This window comes from Fulvivirga sp., assembly GCF_040218215.1.
GTDB lineage: Bacteria > Bacteroidota > Bacteroidia > Cytophagales > Cyclobacteriaceae > Fulvivirga.
Window position 1 is genome coordinate 77629 of record NZ_JAVJQL010000027.1, and the last position, 17081, is coordinate 94709.

At 39.2% G+C, this 17081-nt stretch carries 17 protein-coding genes; 8 read left to right on the forward strand and 9 right to left on the reverse strand.

The genetic code is table 11. The features are described 5' to 3' along the window. Window positions 1-409 precede the first annotated feature (409 nt). From RIB54_RS18230 to RIB54_RS18245, 4 genes are all read left to right on the forward strand, one after another. Window positions 410-1750, forward strand: coding sequence for an ammonium transporter (locus tag RIB54_RS18230; RefSeq protein ID WP_350102233.1), 1341 nt, complete (start codon window positions 410-412; stop codon window positions 1748-1750). 99 nt (window positions 1751-1849) lie between these two features. Beyond that, window positions 1850-3022, forward strand: coding sequence for a porin (locus tag RIB54_RS18235; protein WP_350102234.1), 1173 nt, complete (start codon window positions 1850-1852; stop codon window positions 3020-3022). 13 nt (window positions 3023-3035) lie between these two features. Further along, the gene (locus RIB54_RS18240) at window positions 3036-3581 is read left to right on the forward strand and encodes a hypothetical protein (protein WP_350102235.1); all 546 of its coding nucleotides are present in this window, start codon (window positions 3036-3038) and stop codon (window positions 3579-3581) included. A gap of 50 nt (window positions 3582-3631) precedes the next feature. Continuing rightward, a complete protein-coding gene (locus tag RIB54_RS18245; RefSeq protein ID WP_350102236.1) occupies window positions 3632-4648 on the forward strand; it encodes a glutamine synthetase beta-grasp domain-containing protein in 1017 nt (338 codons plus the stop codon). 169 nt (window positions 4649-4817) lie between these two features. Here the strand turns inward: RIB54_RS18245 and RIB54_RS18250 are convergent, their stop codons facing one another. Then, window positions 4818-5105: a hypothetical protein gene (locus RIB54_RS18250; RefSeq protein WP_350063733.1), complete on the reverse strand. Its 288-nt coding sequence runs from the start codon at window positions 5103-5105 to the stop codon at window positions 4818-4820. Window positions 5106-5286: 181 nt separating this feature from the next. Here RIB54_RS18250 and RIB54_RS18255 point away from each other — a divergent pair, with 181 nt between their 5' ends. Together RIB54_RS18255 and RIB54_RS18260 are read left to right on the forward strand one after the other, a co-directional pair. After that, window positions 5287-5625, forward strand: a complete 339-nt coding sequence (locus tag RIB54_RS18255) for a PadR family transcriptional regulator (RefSeq protein ID WP_350102237.1) — start codon at window positions 5287-5289, stop codon at window positions 5623-5625. After that, window positions 5622-6809: a hypothetical protein gene (locus RIB54_RS18260; protein ID WP_350102238.1), complete on the forward strand. Its 1188-nt coding sequence runs from the start codon at window positions 5622-5624 to the stop codon at window positions 6807-6809. Before RIB54_RS18255 ends, RIB54_RS18260 begins: the two co-directional genes overlap by 4 nt. 66 nt (window positions 6810-6875) lie before the next feature. On the opposite strand, the gene RIB54_RS18265 is transcribed toward RIB54_RS18260, so the two are convergent. The 5 genes from RIB54_RS18265 to RIB54_RS18285 all read right to left on the reverse strand — a co-directional run bounded on the left by RIB54_RS18265 (window position 6876) and on the right by RIB54_RS18285 (window position 11220). After that, on the reverse strand, window positions 6876-7493 hold the full coding sequence (locus tag RIB54_RS18265; protein ID WP_350102239.1) for a class I SAM-dependent methyltransferase: 618 nt from the start codon (window positions 7491-7493) through the stop codon (window positions 6876-6878). Continuing rightward, on the reverse strand, window positions 7493-9742 hold the full coding sequence (locus RIB54_RS18270; protein WP_350102240.1) for a heavy metal translocating P-type ATPase: 2250 nt from the start codon (window positions 9740-9742) through the stop codon (window positions 7493-7495). Before RIB54_RS18270 ends, RIB54_RS18265 begins: the two co-directional genes overlap by 1 nt. Before the next feature lie 23 nt (window positions 9743-9765). Continuing rightward, window positions 9766-9996 (reverse strand): heavy-metal-associated domain-containing protein, encoded by a 231-nt coding sequence (locus tag RIB54_RS18275; RefSeq protein ID WP_350102241.1) that lies wholly within the window; start codon window positions 9994-9996, stop codon window positions 9766-9768. A gap of 84 nt (window positions 9997-10080) precedes the next feature. Then, window positions 10081-10641: a helix-turn-helix domain-containing protein gene (locus tag RIB54_RS18280; RefSeq protein ID WP_350064310.1), complete on the reverse strand. Its 561-nt coding sequence runs from the start codon at window positions 10639-10641 to the stop codon at window positions 10081-10083. 36 nt (window positions 10642-10677) lie between these two features. After that, window positions 10678-11220, reverse strand: a complete 543-nt coding sequence (locus tag RIB54_RS18285) for a hypothetical protein (protein ID WP_350102242.1) — start codon at window positions 11218-11220, stop codon at window positions 10678-10680. 106 nt (window positions 11221-11326) lie between these two features. Between RIB54_RS18285 and RIB54_RS18290 the strand changes: the two genes are divergently transcribed. Next, complete coding sequence (locus tag RIB54_RS18290) at window positions 11327-11911, forward strand: DinB family protein (RefSeq protein WP_350102243.1); 585 nt, start codon at window positions 11327-11329, stop codon at window positions 11909-11911. A gap of 1 nt (window position 11912) precedes the next feature. Here RIB54_RS18290 and RIB54_RS18295 read toward each other — a convergent pair whose 3' ends face one another. Beyond that, window positions 11913-12332 carry a DUF1801 domain-containing protein gene (locus tag RIB54_RS18295; protein WP_350102244.1) on the reverse strand — a complete coding sequence of 140 codons (420 nt, stop codon included), beginning with the start codon at window positions 12330-12332 and terminating at the stop codon, window positions 11913-11915. Between the two features lie 88 nt (window positions 12333-12420). Between RIB54_RS18295 and RIB54_RS18300 the strand changes: the two genes are divergently transcribed. Next, window positions 12421-12966, forward strand: coding sequence for a pyridoxamine 5'-phosphate oxidase family protein (locus RIB54_RS18300; protein WP_350102246.1), 546 nt, complete (start codon window positions 12421-12423; stop codon window positions 12964-12966). A gap of 123 nt (window positions 12967-13089) precedes the next feature. Here the strand turns inward: RIB54_RS18300 and RIB54_RS18305 are convergent, their stop codons facing one another. Then, window positions 13090-14853 carry a sodium:solute symporter family protein gene (locus tag RIB54_RS18305; protein ID WP_350102247.1) on the reverse strand — a complete coding sequence of 588 codons (1764 nt, stop codon included), beginning with the start codon at window positions 14851-14853 and terminating at the stop codon, window positions 13090-13092. A gap of 149 nt (window positions 14854-15002) precedes the next feature. Then, window positions 15003-17078, reverse strand: a complete 2076-nt coding sequence (locus RIB54_RS18310; RefSeq protein WP_350102248.1) for a TonB-dependent receptor plug domain-containing protein — start codon at window positions 17076-17078, stop codon at window positions 15003-15005. Window positions 17079-17081 lie beyond the last annotated feature (3 nt).

The window sequence follows — 17081 nt, forward strand, 5'->3', positions numbered from 1 at the left end:
GTGCTGTCCCAAATGTTCATCGTTTGTAGTTGGTAAAATGGAAGGTTTGGTCAGGAAGATTGTATTGAGAGATTTCTTAAAATTCTTAGAGCTATAACAATTGTTCTTGTGACCTTAAAATTCAAATCAAAAATTGAATTGTAATACTCCTATTCGCAGGGGTTTTTATAAAAATTCACACCTGTAATTTATTCTTAATTTCAAAATTAACCAGTTTAATAAAATTTTATAAAATTTTCAATTAAATAAGCTTAAAAAATAAGCTTGGCAATCGTTTTCTATAATAAAATTGAAAATAGTGCATAAAAAAATACCCTAAAACAGTTTTGAAAGTAAAAATCATTATTATTTATTTGTTTAGTCAAAGCGAATAATATTTTGATAATTATTAACTAAACAAAATTTAATTATGTTGAAATTTTTACTACCGGAATTATATTCCAATGTGGTGTTGGGATTAGCTTCAGCAACAGAAGTTGTGGAGGCAGCTGAGGTTTTGCAAACAGAAGAGATCTCTTCTATTGCCAATAACTTCTTAACAGCAAACAATGTGTGGATGATGCTCTGTACGGCATTGGTATTTATTATGCACCTTGGGTTTGCCGGTGTTGAGGCTGGATTTGGTCAGGCAAAAAATACTGTCAACATATTGTTTAAGAATACGCTTACTCCAGTTATCGGTATTCTTACCTACTTCCTTATCGGTTTTAACCTGATGTACCCCGGCTTTGTTGATGGAGAAGGTTACGAGTGGTTTGGCTTTGCTGGTTTCTTCCTTACCCTGCCAGATGGCGGTACTACGGTCGATTATGTAGGTGGAGGCTATACTTACTGGACGGATTTTCTGTTCCAGGCAATGTTTGCCGCTACAGCAGCTACTATTGTTTCAGGAGCTGTGGCCGAGAGGATTAAAATTACTTCCTATCTGATATTCACTTTAATATTTGTAGGCATTGTTTACCCAATTATAGGAAGTTGGAAATGGGGATATGGATTCCTTCATGACATGGGATTTTATGATTTTGCCGGATCTACACTGGTTCACTCAGTGGGTGGCTGGGGAGCTTTGGCAGGTATTATTATAGTAGGGCCACGTATTGGCAAGTATGTTGATGGCAAAGTCATTGACAAACCAGGCTCTAGTGTGCCATTGGCAGTAATTGGGGTATTCCTTCTTTGGTTAGGCTGGTTTGGTTTTAATGGAGGCTCGGTTCTTTCGGCTGACCCTGGAATTACCTCATTCGTATTGGTAACAACCTGCCTTGCCGCCTGCACAGGCGCAATGGGAGGCCTTATTACCAGCTACTTTGTTTTCAAAAGACTGGATTTGGGCATGGTGCTTAACGGTGTACTTGCAGGCTTGGTGGGTATCACAGCAGGTGCTGATGTAATAAACCCGGGATGGGCACTACTTGTTGGTTTTGTGGCGGGTATTCTGGTTGTATTGTCTGCCGTTACTTTAGATAAGTTCAAGCTTGACGACATGGTAGGTGCAGTATCTGTGCACTTAACTTGTGGAGTGTGGGGAACATTGGCCGTTGGTTTGTTCTCAAGTAATCCTGATCATTCCTTTTTAACTCAACTTATTGGTGTGGCAGTATGTGGTGCAGCAGCATTCATATCTGCGTTCGTGATCTTCTTTATTATGAAGAAAACAACTGGCGTTCGTGTATCTGCAGAACATGAAAAATCTGGATTGGATAGCAGCGAACATGGTATCAGGGGATATACTATCGTGTATGACGAATAGCATATAAAATAACAAAGCTCCGCCTGACATAGATTGGACACCTCATCAGGCAGGAGCTCTCACAATTAAATATTTCATTAATCGTAACTCAAATTTAAAATGAAAAATCGTAACATTTTATCAATAATGGCCCTTTTCTTATCATTTAGTGTAGCATTTGCACAAGAGGACGTAGAGGAAACTGAGTCTTCGGCTGTAACAGTCTCAGGATCAGTGGATGCCTACTTTAGAACTAATTTGGGGGCTCCTAATAAAATGCCTGGCGTAATTGATGGTACTGCACCGGGAACTTCTTTTGCTAACAGACCCGGGTTCTCTTTGGGAATGGTCAATCTTATATTAGCCAAAGAAGGCAAAAAGGCTGGTTTTGTTGCCGATCTTGTATTCGGTCCCAGAGGGGAAGATGCCGTTTTTGGTTCTCCAATGAACGCTGCTGTAAATGGCTCTTTTGGAGGTAGCGCACAAATTGTAAATCAATTATATGCTTATTGGAATGTTAGCGACAATGTGACTTTAACCATGGGTAATTTCAATACCTTTCTTGGTTATGAAGTGATATCTCCTACGGCTAACTTTAATTATTCTACATCTTATATGTTTAGCTATGGTCCGTTCTCTCATACAGGACTAAAGGCTGATTTCGCACTTTCTGATGACATGTCAGCCATGGTTTCTATTATGAACCCAACTGATATGACTGAATTTAACTTCGTTAGTACTTATACTTTAGGAGCGCAATTTGGGATCAAGGGTGTGTACTTCAATTTCTTGTACGGAGATCAGGATGGAAAGCTGGACGAGGATTTGGACACCGATGGGGACACTTCAGCGGGAAGCACATTCCAGGGTGATATCACAGCAGGTTTCGATCTTTCTGATAAGTTGTTCCTTGGTTTAAATGCTACTTACAATAGCACAGGAACTGGCGAAATTGTTAATGGCACTACTATAGAAGATGTAGACGGGGATGCGGCTGGGTTTTACGGACTGGCAGGGTACTTTCAGGTAGCGACTTCTGATGCTCTTTCTTTAGGGGCAAGAATAGAGTACTTCCAGGTTTACAATGGTGGACTTGGCGTTATTGGTTTAGATGCTGACGGAGATGGAAGTGTTATAGATGTTACCCTTTCAGCACAATACAAAGTTGGCGATTTGACAATTATTCCTGAATTCAGATTGGATAGCTCTTCTGAAGATTCATTCACCGATAGCGATTATCTACCAACCAAGAGCCTTTCCTCATTTGTACTAGCAGCAGTTTACTCATTCTAAAACCTTAAGACCAATGCAATTAGCCATGTTTTTACTATTCACCTTATCGCAGCTAACAGGCACACTCCTTGAGTATAGCTATGATGAAAGTGGGAAGATAGTATTCATGGAGGTTGTTAACACTACAATTGGTTATGACACCCTCGTTCAGAATGTTGAGAATCTGGGATTTGAAAAAGTTGAGGAAGGATACGAGGAGCAAGGTTTCAGTAAGGAAGCGTCATTTATGCTTTATAATAAACGAATAAGCAAGGTGCCGCATGGGCGGCTAAATTATAATGTGCAGATAGAAGTAAAGGGGAATAGGTATAGGTACGTGATAACGGATTTGATTTTTCATGAATATGAGAGGAACAGGTATGGCAGGTATGAGGAGAAGAGGAATGGTCAAATGGCGCTTGAGCCGTTGTTAGCTGATGCTGACAAGCAATGGGAAAAGCATAAGCAGACTATTCTAAAGAAAATGGAAAGTGAAGTGGCAATACTCAAAAGTGAAATAGTAGTTATACCCGTTGAACAGGAGCAAAAAAGCAAAGTGAAAATAAATGATAATTGGTGATTTTTCATCGATAACAAATTGATTAACTGATTAATAATTTAACTACAACTATGGCGAAGACTAAATTAGAGTACATCTGGTTGGACGGTTATAAGCCCACCCAGAGTTTGAGAAGTAAGACAAAGATTGTTTCAAGATTTGATGGAACTCTGGAAGAATGTCCAATGTGGTCCTTTGATGGAAGTTCAACAGAGCAGGCAGAAGGGAATTCTTCAGACTGCCTTTTAAAGCCAGTGGCTGTTTTTCCTGATGCGGGTAGAAAAAATGCTTACTTGGTTATGACTGAGGTGCTAAATCCGGATGGAACACCACACATTTCCAATGGCAGAGCTACTATTGATGATGAAGACGATGATTTCTGGTTCGGATTTGAGCAGGAGTACTTTCTGTGGAACCCGGATACTAATTTGCCTTTAGGCTTTCCTACCAATGGATATCCAAGGCCTCAGGGACCTTATTACTGCTCAGTTGGCGCTAATAATGCCTATGGTAGAGAGATCATAGAAGAACATCTTGACCTGTGCTTAGAGGCTGGTATAAATGTGGAAGGCATCAACGCAGAAGTGGCCACTGGTCAGTGGGAGTTTCAGGTATTTGCCAAAGGAGCGCAGCAGGCTGGAGATCAGGTATGGGTTGCGCGTTATTTGATGGAGCGTACAGCGGAGAAATATGGTTTGGCCATCAACTGGCATCCAAAACCATTGAAAGGCGACTGGAATGGATCGGGAATGCATGCAAACTTCTCCAACAGCCTGTTAAGAGAGGCTGGGGATAGGAGTGTTTATGAATCAGTATGCTCCAGTTTCGCTCCTTTTGTAAAAGAACATATTGATGTTTATGGTGCTTACAACGATCAAAGATTGACAGGAGCACATGAAACACAGTCAATAGACAAGTTTAGTTATGGAGTGTCTGATAGGGGAGCCTCTATTAGAATTCCGATTGCAACTGTAGAAAATAATTGGAAGGGATGGTTGGAAGATAGAAGACCTGCTTCTAATGGAGATCCATATAAAATTGCGGCAAGAATCATCAGAACGGTGAAGTCTGCCGAAGTGCTAGTTTAGTTTGATTAAGTATAAGTTCAGTCATTATCGGGTGTTCAGAAGGAACACCCGACATGACATTCAAACTTGACATAAAACACTAAGAAAAAACTTTAACCAAAACCTGTGAACGTTAAAAGGTCATTAGTCAACCGGCTGATGGCCTTTTTTCATGATTAAAGCTTTTTTCTTAGTCTTCCCAAATTTTTTGATTCTTGGCCTTAGGCCCTTTTGGTTTATTGGCTACTGACTTTACAGCAACCAGATTAGTCTCTTTTATTTCCCATGCCTTAGCATTTTTGGCCTCAGGTCCGGATAACTCCGAAGTTTGAGATTTTGTAACCAAGGTAGTTTTTGCAGTCTTGTCTTGCCATGGCTTGTAATTCTTGGCAGCAGGCCCTTTAAGGTCTCCCTTACTTTGACCAAAACTTACCAGACAGCCTAGTGAAAGTGCCGCTGATATTATTAAAGTCTTCATGATGCGTTTAGATTAAGTATAAGTTCTGTTTCAATTATAGGTTTTTATACGAACAATACAAACGTTTGTTAGGCAAATGGAGGAAGTTTCTTAAAAAAATTAAAAAATTATTTTCCCGGATATTTGGTATACATAGAACTTCTACATATAATTGCATAGAACTTCTATGTAAATAAACCCTATGTACTCTAAAGAATTATTAAAAGGAACGCTAACCACAATCATTTTAAAGTTATTGTCTCACAATGGCAAAATGTATGGTTATGAGATTACGCAACGCGTCAAGATATTGTCTGATGACAAAATTTTGATCAAGGAAGGTTCACTATATCCTGCGCTTCATAAGCTCAAGGATGATGGACTTGTGAAAACGGATGAAGAGATGATTGGTAACAGGGTAAGGAAATATTATAGTCTTACCGATAAAGGAAAGCTTAGCACTGAAAAAAAGGTAAATGAACTTCATCAGTTTATTGGCACCCTGCAAAATATCTTAACAGATAAACCTTCACTGGCATGACACTGTCTCCACTTCAAGTTGATTTGATAAAGGGTGATATAAGGCAGAATGGAATAGAGCTGAAGGATTTGCAAGATGATCTGTTGGATCATATCTGCTGCATCCTGGAATATGAAGGAAACGATAATTCTCCTTTCGATGAGGTCTATGAAAGGATTAAACATCAATTTTTTCCTGATGGGTACCGGGAAATTCAAGAGCAAACAAATTATTTAATAACTCAAAAATACAACACCATGAAAAAAGTAATGAATGTAATCGGAATCGGCAGCTCGGCAGTTCTCATGCTGGGCTCAATTATGAAAATCCAATCGCTACCGGCAGCAAATGAATTGATTTTGCTTGGCGCTATTGGATTAACCCTTGGCTATTTGCCCATGTTGCTGATTTTAACTTTAAAGCAATCAGATATGTTGCTGAGTAAGATCAGAAATGTTAGTGGTTTTTTAGGGGCAGAGTCCTTTATAGTTGGTGTACTATTTCAGGTGCTGCATTTACCTGGTGGCCAGGAGCTTTTATTTCTTGGAATAGGCATTGTGCTAATGATATTTTTGCCATTGCTATTTAAATCAGCGGGAGCAGATGCGTTAACCAAGCTACAGCCCGCAACCATTTCTGTTTTGTTACTAGCTATTGTAAGCACTTTTTTCGCATTTAGTAACAAGAAAACCACTCACGGCTATAGAGATTCCCTATTGTCAGTCAATGCTAACCTTGAGTCCTCTATAGACTCAAAAATGGCCCGCCTGGCCACCCTTAGAAAAAATGTTGAAGCACCTAACCTTACTTCTTCTGCTCAGGAAGTTATCAGCTATGTTGATGCATTAAAAGAATACATCGTTTTACAGGTGGATCCAACTTCAAAAAGTAAGAAATTGAATGAAGGAAATGTAACTATGGAAGGTGTTGATCTGCGCGATGTAATGATCGACAATAAGGCTAACCATCAGTTCAATGGTCACGAATTGTATGATAAACTTGTGAGATTCAAAAAGGAGTTGTCAACTATTGAGCCTCAGGTTAACTCTATCCTGTTGGATATGAAAGACAAAGACAAATGGCTACAAGAGAAGTTTAATAATGCCTATGATACAAATGGTTTGTACAGCATTTATTGCCTGCTTTCTCAAATTCAATTAGAAGTAGCATCACTCGAAATTGAAGCTTTGAGCAATAAAAATTGATTTTTTAATTTTCGTTTAGGTATAGTTTTAGTCCCAGGGTCTGCCCCGGGACTTTTTTGATTTATGCTAATGCTTCTCTAAAACATAAATCTTAAAGAAGCCTTTAAAACCTCCATTCATAGTCTTAACAAGCTTGAGATTTGAGTACTCCAATATGCCATTAAGCTTTCTGGTGATATCTGTGGCAATCAGGTTGGTGAAAATATTTCCAATTTTTCTCCCCAAACTTAGTTTACTCTCATCAGGAATAAACTTATCATATATTGTCACTTTTCCTCCTGGTTTCAATACCCTTTCCACTTCCTTAATACATGCCACCGGGTCCGGAATTACGGCAAGTATCAAATGAAGAATGACTTTGTCAAATTTAGCATCATCAAATTCCAACTTCTGGCCATCCATAACCCTGGCCACTCCATTAAGATTTAATGCTTTAATACTATCATTCATTCGAGAGACCATTGAGGGTGTAATGTCTGTAGCAGTGACATTTACAGTTTGTGGCAAAAATTGTAGATCCAAACCTGTTCCACCTCCAACTATTAGTACATTATCATCAGGTTTCAATTCAAGTTGTTCAATTGACAATTTCCTGTAGTTATTGAAAACATTACCAACAAGATCGTAAATGGGAGTAAAAACAGTATATCTGATTTTATTCCAGGCATTGGTATTTACTTTCATTATGCTTTCTTGAACTTCAGCCTAAGACTGTTGGTTACCACACTTACACTGCTCATGGCCATGGCAGCTCCTGCTATCATCGGATTTAGTAAGAAACCGTTGATAGGGTAGAGTACCCCTGCTGCTATTGGAATGCCAATTACATTATAAATAAATGCCCAGAAGAGGTTTTGGCGAATAGTAGCAACAGTTTGCTTGGAAAGCTTAATGGCGGCAGGTATTTTATTCAAATCTGAACTTATAATGGTCATTTTGGCTACATCCATGGCAATATCACTTCCTTTGCCCATGGCAATGCTTACATCAGCCTGGGCAAGTGCAGTGCTGTCGTTAATGCCATCGCCAACCATAGCTACAGTTTTACCATTGGCCTGCAGTTGTTCTATATATTCTGACTTGTCTTGAGGTAGAACTTCTGCGCGATAGTGACTTATGCCTACTTTGTTGGCAATGGCTGAAGCTGTTGCCTCATTATCTCCTGTAAGCATATGAATTTCAATGTCCAGTGCCTTAAGTGCGGCTATAGCTTCTGATGATGAAGTTTTTATTTTATCGGCTATCGAAAGGACTGCAAGTGCCTGTTTTTTATCAGCAAACCAGATGACGGTTTTAGCCTCTTTTTTCCATGCATCGCTTTTATTTTGAAGAGACTCATTTATTTCAATGCTGTTCTCATCCATCAGTTTCATATTACCGATAAAATAAACCTTGTCATCATGCTTTCCCGAAGCACCTTTACCTGTAATGCTGTTAAATGATAATATAGAAGCTGATGATATGTTACTAAAATGATCAACAACTGCAGCGGCAAGTGGGTGCTCTGATTGCTGCTCAAGACCAAGTAAGATGTCCTTTTTATCATCATTATCATTTAGCCAGGAAATATCAGTTACCACAGGTTTTCCTTCTGTTATTGTTCCGGTTTTGTCCAGCACTACGGTGTCTATTTTCTTTGCAAGCTCAAGGCTTTCAGCATCTTTTATAAGTATGCCGTTACTGGCTCCTTTACCTACACCAACCATGATAGCCGTTGGTGTTGCCAGTCCCAATGCACAAGGGCAGGCGATAACAAGTACTGTGACCATTGACAATAAAGCCTGAGTAAACGCATGTTCTCCACCAGCGAAATACCATACTGCAAAAGTGATAAGCGCTATCCCAATAACGATAGGCACAAAAATACTGGCTATTTTGTCTACAAGCTTTTGAACAGGAGCCTTACTGCCCTGGGCATCTTGCACCATTCTAATGATCTGGGAAAGCAGTGTATCATGACTTAGTTTTTTCACTTCAAATTTGAAGCTGCCTTTCTGGTTGATCGTACCTGCTAACACCTTATCGCCTTCCTTTTTTTCTATAGGAATAGGTTCGCCACTCATGGCACTTTCATCTACATTAGAGCTGCCTTCGATGACAGTACCATCAAGAGCTATTTTCTCACCAGGTTTCACCTGAATAACGTCTCCCAACCTCACCTTCTCAATTGGTGTTGGCATGGCGTGTTTATTGCCAATGACTACACTGACCATTTTTGGTTGAAGTCCCATTAGCTTTTTGATGGCTGTAGAAGTGCTGCTTTTAGCTTTTTCTTCAAGGTATTTACCTAACAAAATAAAAGCAATAATTACAGCAGCGGCCTCAAAATAAACGTGTGGGTGCAGCCCGCGACTTAGCCAATAATTTGGGAATAGGGTGTTAAATACGCTAAACAAATAGGCAACACCGGTGCTTAGTGCAACCAATGTATCCATGTTTACCTGTCTGTGTTTAGCCTGCTTTACGGTGCTGATAAAAAAGTCCTTTCCAAACCAAAAAACCACGGGAGTTGCTAAAAACCACATGATTTCATTGGCATAAGGAATAGAAGAGTGGCCATCACTGCTCATAAAAAACATCCCGATGATAACAATCGGTAAGGAGAGTGCAATGGCACCAATCGTTTTGATTTTTACTTCTTTAATTTTTGCGGCTTGCTGCGCCTCCATTTTTTCACTTGAAAGTTCAGCGTCCTCAATGTCGAGATCATAGCCTATTGACTGAACTACTTCCTGAAGCCTGGCAGCTTTCAGTTTTGTATCATCAAAACTGATATTAACGGTGCCACTGGCAAAATTGACTGCTGCTTGTTCTACTCCATCCTGACTGATGAGCATACTCTCAACACTATTGGCACACGAAGCACAAGTCATGTGAAGCACAGGGTAAGTCTTTTTAATGATATGTGGGTTGCTCATAATTTCATTGTTCATGTTATAGAGAATTTCTAAACTGCTTAGGCTTTGATATCAATATCATAACCTATTGACTGAACTCCTTTTTTTAATTCTGCCGGGCTTATTACTTCTTGCTTATACTCTATTGTAACTTCTGCACCTTCAAGGTCAATGGTAACTTCTTTTACTCCGCTTTGCGACTTTAAGAAGCTTTCAATACTTGAAGCACATCCTGCACATTTCATATTGATTACTGGAAATGTGTTTATTGTTGTCTCTGACGTTTTCATAATTGTTGTTCTTTAATTATGATACAAATGTCGAATGAATATGGAGTCAGTGTGTTATATGATTTTGATAATCATTTTCAAGATTTACACCTTGTCCAGAGGCTTACGCTTCTCAGCGCGGATATTTTTGAAGTAGCTTGGAGTAAGGCCAGTAACTTTTTTAAACTGACTGCTTAGATGGGCTACACTGGAATAATGAAGCTTAAAAGCGATTTCGCTTAAAGTCAATTCATCATAAACGAGCAGTTCTTTTACCTTTTCAATGCGTTGGGCTATATAAAATTTCTCAATGGTGGTGCCTTCTACCTCAGAATATATATTACTAAGGTAGTGGTAATCATAATTCAATTTTTCTGCGAGATAGTCTGACAGGTTGGTTTTGAGCTGATCTCCTGTATGATGGACAAGCTTAATAACAGTTGTTTTAATTTTATCTATGATTTGACTTTTTTTGTCATCAATACGCTCAAATCCTATGTCTAAAAGTTTTGTAGTTATGATGTTTAACTGCTCTGGCGTTAACTGCTCTTTGGTGTCGACCATACCAAGGTGAATGTCATTGATTTCTACGCCCACTGATTCAAACAGTTGCTCTACCGCCATAATGCAGCGGTTACAAACCATGTTTTTAATAAAAATCTTCATGCATCAATATTAGCTGATAGAACTAAGTTCTCAACATTAGGAAGCCTTAACAGGTTCAAGTATTCCAAACATAGCCTTAAAATCATCTTTTATTTGATGCACTGTTTTGGGAGCTGTTTTTGTGAATTTTATGATCGAATGCTTGTAGTGTTTTGATTCTATATCAATGAAATACTGCATTTTGGATACAGAATCTTTAAAGGCATTGGCATCTTGAAACTCCTCAAAAGAAGAAACACGAAGATTGGCAATGTCATCGAACCTAACCAGTTCACTTTTAATACCTGTTGCGCTTTTTAGCCTAATCGTTTTTGCTGCCAGGTTAATTTCCACCTCCAGCGGCACTTCCGTATCGGTAAGCAACTTATAAAGCGCTGCAAATAATACAAAACTTGCAATGGTCACTAATGTGATATTTGTATAGATTGAAAGTAGGGGAAGGGCTATAATGAGAACCGCTGACATGATCTTCCATAAGGTGATCAGAGCAGAAGGCCTGTTAAATGTTATCAGGCTCTGAGTTTGGCTGAATTTGTAGTTTTCAGCTTCCAAAATCTTGGCCAATTCTAGACTTAGCATGTAACAAGATAGTAAAAAAAACAATCTTGCAAAGCCCTTTATGGCTGCATACTATTGATTATGAGGATATTCTTACTAAATTTCTACTGGTTAAACTCAAAATATTATGAATACAAACTCAAAAATGATCGCGGTCATTGGTTTGCTTTTTATCTCTACCACTATGTTAGCACAAGCATCATTGCCTTATCGTGAAGTCCCTCCAAATCCTGAAAAATATAGTGCTGGTACGGTAGCAGCAAGGTTAATTGATGGTCTGGGATTTAGATTTTACTGGGCTACAGACGGGCTGACAGAATCTAATTTGAATTTCAAACCGAGTAAAGATGGGCGGACCATAGGCCAAACGGTACAGCATATTTATGAAATGTCATTTATGGTGGTCAATGCTACTACCAATACAGTAAATCAACGTGCAGATACCACATTGACTTTTGCAAAGATGCGCGAATTGACACTTAATAACCTTTATCAGGCCAGTGGAACATTGAAAAAGTCAGATGATCTGGAAAACATGAAAATCATTTATGAAGGGAGAAATGGTAAGGTAGAGTATCCTTTTTGGAACCACTTGAATGGCCCAATTGCAGATTGCCTTTGGCACGTTGGGCAGATAGTGAGCATGAGAAGAACGGATGGCAACCCCATAGCAGGAAATTTGAGCTTCTTTAGTGGTAAGGTGGTAGAATAGCTTATTCAGGATAACGCTTATTCATAAAAGCTACAGATGCTTCAATTAATTCTCTTAGAACATTCATATCTATATCTGCAAGCTTTTTAACATAAAGACATGATTTCCCTGTCTTATACTTCCCTAGTTTTTTCATGAGCTCATCATAATGAGAAAAACCAGCCATGATATAAAGTGTTAGTGCCGTCTTTCTTGGTGAGAACCCAGCCCTCATAAAATCACCCTCGCGGCCACTATCATATTTGTAATGATAATTACCAAAACCAATAATGCTGGTTCCCCACATTTTTGGTTCGCTACCTGTGATTTCCTGCATTAGCTTTACAAGATAATCAGAGTCATTGCGCTTGGTTTCATCTTCAACACTGTTAATGAAATCGGTAACAGATAGGTCGGTTTCTTTGGTTTTATTCTCTGACATGGGTTTGGAATTAGGAAAAGTAATTTACTAAATGAATCCTTTATTTGAAAATTGGGTTTTAACTTGAGACTTCATTAACCAACTAACAATGAGCAAGAAACTTGAATCTATCACCCCCGAGTTACAATCTTTCATTGAGCAGCAAAAGATTTTTTTTGTTGGCACTGCCATGGCCGAAGGCACGGTGAATGTTTCACCTAAAGGCATGGATTCTTTAAGGGTAATAAATGAAAACAAGGTGGTGTGGTTAAACCTTACCGGAAGTGGCAATGAGACGGCTACACATTTGCAAAATGAGAACCGTATTACCATCATGTTTTGCGCTTTTGAAGGCAAGCCTTTGATTTTAAGGTTATATGGAAAGGCCAAAGTTTATCATGAAAGAGATGCAGCGTTTGAAAAATATGTTGATCTTTTTTCAACATCTGCGGGTGCACGCCAGATTATAGAAATTGATGTCAATTTGGTACAAACCTCATGTGGTTTCGCAGTTCCTTTTATGGACTTTAAAGAGGAGCGGACCGTCCTTAAAGACTGGGCTGATAAGAAAGGAGAGGAGGGTATTCGCGATTATTGGAAAGAGAAAAATACAGTGAGTCTGGATGGCCATGAGACTGGGATTTTTGATAATTAGCTTTTCATTTACGTCATGTCGATATGGAGCGAAGCGGAGTGAGACATCTCCTCATTACACTTCATCTAACCTTTAGGAGACTTCTCACTACACTGCGTTTCGTGTCGAAGAGACGATAATTAATTAATCCTTAAAAATCTTAACCTTCTCCGATACGGCTCTTAAAATCATAAATGAAATAAATATCAAGCCTGCATAAATACCTGCATCGGCAAATTCTTTAAGGATAATGCTGCCTGTAAAGAAAAGCACACTATATGCAAATATGATAGCGCTGATCCAGCAGATACCAAGTTGCATAATCCGCTTTCCATTCGACTCTTTTCTGAATGGTCTCCAGTTACCATCAGGGTTTATCTTATCAAAGAAGTTTTTTAGAACGGTGTTATCTGTTGGTTTCGTAACAAATGCCGTAATGATCCAGGCTACCGTAGTCAATCCAACAGTGAAAAAGAAGCTTCTTGGGTCTTCACCAATTCCCTTTCCCCAGGCAGGGTCAAAATTAATGAATACAAATTTTGCCAATCCGTACCCTACAAAAGGTGCTATGGTGGCTACTATTTCTGTCCAGGCATTAATCCGCCACCAGTACCATCTCAAAATCATAACAAGGCCTAACCCGGCACCGCACTCTACAATAAATGCCCAAACTCCTGAAATAGAATTAATCTGTGAGGTGACAAACAGAGCAATAAACATGATAACAATGGTTCCAATTCGCGATGCCCTAATTAATAATTTATTATCAGCTTCAGGGTTGATGAATCGCTGATAGAAGTCGTTGATCAGATAACTGCTTCCCCAATTAAGTTGGGTGGATATTGTACTCATATAAGCAGCAAAGAAAGCTACCAATAATAATCCTTTGAGTCCTGTAGGAAGGAAATCCTTCATGGCCATGACGTAGCCAAGCTTGCTATCTGCGGCACTGAGGTCAGGGTATAAGATTACAGCACATAAAGCCACAATAATCCATGGCCAAGGACGAATGCAGTAGTGAGCGATCTGAAAGAATAAGGTGGAGTAAATGGCGTCCTTTTCTGATTTGGTGCTCATCATACGTTGGGCGATGTAACCACCACCACCAGGCTCACCACCTGGGTACCAGCTTGCCCACCATTGAACACCAATGAAAGCAAAGAAACTACCAACACCAAGGGCGAGCATCGTTCCGCTGCCTTCGCTTCCTACTGCAGGAAAAAATGACAAGGTGCCTTCTGGTAAATTAGCTTTCAGGTTATCAATACCCCCAATCTCATCTGAATTAAGCACCAATACGGCCAAAATGATACTACCAATCATGGCAATACCAAACTGTATAACATCAGTAAAGGCAACACCCAATAATCCGGACATGGCCGAGTAGGAGGAAACCAATATCATAGCAGCTGCCACATACCACAAAAGCTGATTGTCAGGAATATCAAAAAAAACTTTTAATAATGACATTAGGGCAACGTTAACCCAGCCAATGATCAGCACATTCATAAAAACCCCAAAATATATAGAGCGAAAGCCTCTTAAGAATTTAGCTGGTTTACCGCTGTACCTCATTTCAATGAGCTCAATGTCGGTAAGGACTTCAGCGCGCCTCCAGTACCTGGCAAAGAAAAATGTGGTAAGCATTCCACCTGCCAACATGTTCCACCATAGCCAGTTGCCTGCTATACCATTCTGAGCAACTAGTTCTGTTACGGCCAATGGAGTATCAGCGGCAAATGTGGTGGCCACCATAGAAATACCTGCAATGTACCACGGCAGGTTCCTGCCACCGAGAAAGAAGCTGCTGATATCTTTACCGGCCTCTTTTCTGAATTTTAGACCAATAAAAAGTGTGATGGCAATGAATATAATAATGATTAGATAATCCCAAAGTGCGAGTTCCATACAAGAAAAAATTTGGATTAAATTACCCAATATTTTATTCCTTACAAGACCGCTGAAAGAATAGAAAGTATATAAACGAAAAAAGTCCCGGTAACCACTCCGGGACTTAAACTATCAACTTCACCTAAACACTACATAATGAAGATCTTTTAGAGGTTAGCTCTAAGGCCAGCCATCAACATCATTGATGTTCTGTCTGTACCTAAGAACTCGCTTTTCTCTTGGTTTAATAAGTTTCTGCCGTTAACATAGATGTCAAACTTGTTGCTCAACTTGTAGTTAACTTTTGCATTTAAAATCAATCTGCTGTCAATCTCACCTACAGTTGTTGCCGGATTTCCTAGTGAGCTATTATAAAAGCTATATTGGCTTTGCTCACTAGTGTAGTAAGGGTTTAAGTTAATCGTCAGCTTATCAGTGGCTTTGTAGTTCAAATAAAGTCCACCAAAAACAGCAGGAGTTTGATCATTTTCTACATTACTAAGATCATCAAGACCTAAAAATGTTTGAGAAGATGCAACGTTATCTGTCTCAGTTTTCTGGAATGTCAAGAATGGCTTCAACTGCAATTTTGTACTAGCTACATAGTTTGCAGAGATTGTTATCCCATTCTGCACTGACTCAGCTGGCATGTTTTGATAAACAAAGTAGTCACCACCAAACGTGTAAGGAGCCTGAGGGAACTGAGCCACAAGAGCATTTGTGTTTTTTGCTTCTTGTCTGAACAATTCAAAGTTTAACTCAAACTTGCTGCTCAACTTGGTTCTGTAACCAAGTTCATACATTTGAATTTGGAAAAGGTCCAGGTTTTGATCTCCCTGATAATAAAGGTTAGCGGCAGGTAACTGAACATCTAAGAAGTTAGGGCCGATAAATGAACCGCTATTAGATTTTGAAACAACAGCTCTTAACAAGTTAGCATCATTGATATCGTATGTAGCTGCAAATTGATAGGAGAAATATGCCTCATCAGGTGAGTTGAATTTATCTACTCTACCACCAGCTACAAGTCTCAATTTTTCAGTCAACTCAATGTCGGCCATTAAAGACCCAGCGAAATTTTCTACAGTTTGCTCGCCTTGAAATACACCTATAGTTCCTTGAGTAATGTCAACATAGTCTTCGTTGTTGTATGCAGCACTTTGGTAGCTAAAGCCTGGGCGTAGAGAGAATTTGTCTGAAATATTCCAGTTGTACTCCAGGTTGGCATCAATTATTGAATAATCATACTGAAGCAACACTTGTTGAGCACCTTTATTTAGGTTGTCAAATCCAGTTGTGTAAGAAAACCTTCCTGCTAATCCGCCTTTGTTCAATGACAAGTTCACGTATTCTGATTCATAAATTGAAGTTGAAAATGGAGTAGTTCCATTTTGCGAAAAAGGCTTTACCACTTCAGCTCTCTGAAGACCTGTTTGCAATCCAATATTAAAATCTTCCGCAACGGCATAGTCAAGCATAAGGTTTACTCCTTTTCTATCAACAGCAGTTTCAAAATCATTTGAATTTGGAGTTCCGTAATCATCGATTCCGTATAGGAATATTTCATCATCCTGTCTGTCTCTTAACTGGAAGTTACCAGAAACCTGAGCAGATAGTTTTTCATTGAATTTGTAACCTAGTCTTAATCCTCCAACAGTTGTATTGTCTGTTCCTGAAGCGATGTTAGTGTTTACAACAACACCTTCCTGATCAATATTTTTGGTGATAATATTAATTACACCAGCCACGGCATTTGGTCCGTAAAGAGGAGCAGATGGCCCTCTAACAACTTCAATTCTTTCTACGTCAATAAGATCTACAGGAAGGGCTTCCCAGTTTGTGCCACCAAGGTTGTAGTTAAACACAGGGCGTCCGTCAATCATTACCAAAGTAATTTGGTTGGCAGAGGATGTTCCGTCACCATATCTGTTGATGTTGTCAAAACCTCTTAAGTGAACATCATAAGAACCGTTAGTCATTTCCCTAACGATAAGGCCAGGCATCAAACGAAGTGCTTCAGGGATACTGGTAGCACCTGCGCTATAAATCTCTTCCTTTGTAAGCGTAGAACTTGATAAAGGAGCTTCGAACAATGATTCAGCTTTTTTTGATACAGAGTATATATCTATATCCATTAATTCCTCAAGACTTAACTCAAATAAGTCCTCACCCTCTTGTGCCAGCGAAGGAAGTGCCAGCGCCATTAAGGCTACAATTTTGAATGATAATAATAATTTTTTCATGGT

What these genes read in the sequence shown, in the direction of transcription:
- RIB54_RS18305 (WP_350102247.1), bottom strand. Translation starts at nt 14,853, where the DNA reads ATGGAACTCGCACTTTGGGATTATCTAATCATTATTATATTCATTGCC.
- RIB54_RS18295 (WP_350102244.1), bottom strand. Translation starts at nt 12,332, where the DNA reads ATGTCAGAGAATAAAACCAAAGAAACCGACCTATCTGTTACCGATTTC.
- RIB54_RS18255 (WP_350102237.1), top strand. Translation starts at nt 5,287, where the DNA reads ATGTACTCTAAAGAATTATTAAAAGGAACGCTAACCACAATCATTTTA.
- RIB54_RS18260 (WP_350102238.1), top strand. Translation starts at nt 5,622, where the DNA reads ATGACACTGTCTCCACTTCAAGTTGATTTGATAAAGGGTGATATAAGG.
- RIB54_RS18285 (WP_350102242.1), bottom strand. Translation starts at nt 11,220, where the DNA reads ATGCTAAGTCTAGAATTGGCCAAGATTTTGGAAGCTGAAAACTACAAA.
- RIB54_RS18250 (WP_350063733.1), bottom strand. Translation starts at nt 5,105, where the DNA reads ATGAAGACTTTAATAATATCAGCGGCACTTTCACTAGGCTGTCTGGTA.
- RIB54_RS18280 (WP_350064310.1), bottom strand. Translation starts at nt 10,641, where the DNA reads ATGAAGATTTTTATTAAAAACATGGTTTGTAACCGCTGCATTATGGCG.
- RIB54_RS18290 (WP_350102243.1), top strand. Translation starts at nt 11,327, where the DNA reads ATGAATACAAACTCAAAAATGATCGCGGTCATTGGTTTGCTTTTTATC.
- RIB54_RS18300 (WP_350102246.1), top strand. Translation starts at nt 12,421, where the DNA reads ATGAGCAAGAAACTTGAATCTATCACCCCCGAGTTACAATCTTTCATT.
- RIB54_RS18240 (WP_350102235.1), top strand. Translation starts at nt 3,036, where the DNA reads ATGCAATTAGCCATGTTTTTACTATTCACCTTATCGCAGCTAACAGGC.
- RIB54_RS18245 (WP_350102236.1), top strand. Translation starts at nt 3,632, where the DNA reads ATGGCGAAGACTAAATTAGAGTACATCTGGTTGGACGGTTATAAGCCC.
- RIB54_RS18275 (WP_350102241.1), bottom strand. Translation starts at nt 9,996, where the DNA reads ATGAAAACGTCAGAGACAACAATAAACACATTTCCAGTAATCAATATG.
- RIB54_RS18265 (WP_350102239.1), bottom strand. Translation starts at nt 7,493, where the DNA reads ATGAAAGTAAATACCAATGCCTGGAATAAAATCAGATATACTGTTTTT.
- RIB54_RS18235 (WP_350102234.1), top strand. Translation starts at nt 1,850, where the DNA reads ATGAAAAATCGTAACATTTTATCAATAATGGCCCTTTTCTTATCATTT.
- RIB54_RS18230 (WP_350102233.1), top strand. Translation starts at nt 410, where the DNA reads ATGTTGAAATTTTTACTACCGGAATTATATTCCAATGTGGTGTTGGGA.
- RIB54_RS18310 (WP_350102248.1), bottom strand. Translation starts at nt 17,078, where the DNA reads ATGAAAAAATTATTATTATCATTCAAAATTGTAGCCTTAATGGCGCTG.
- RIB54_RS18270 (WP_350102240.1), bottom strand. Translation starts at nt 9,742, where the DNA reads ATGAACAATGAAATTATGAGCAACCCACATATCATTAAAAAGACTTAC.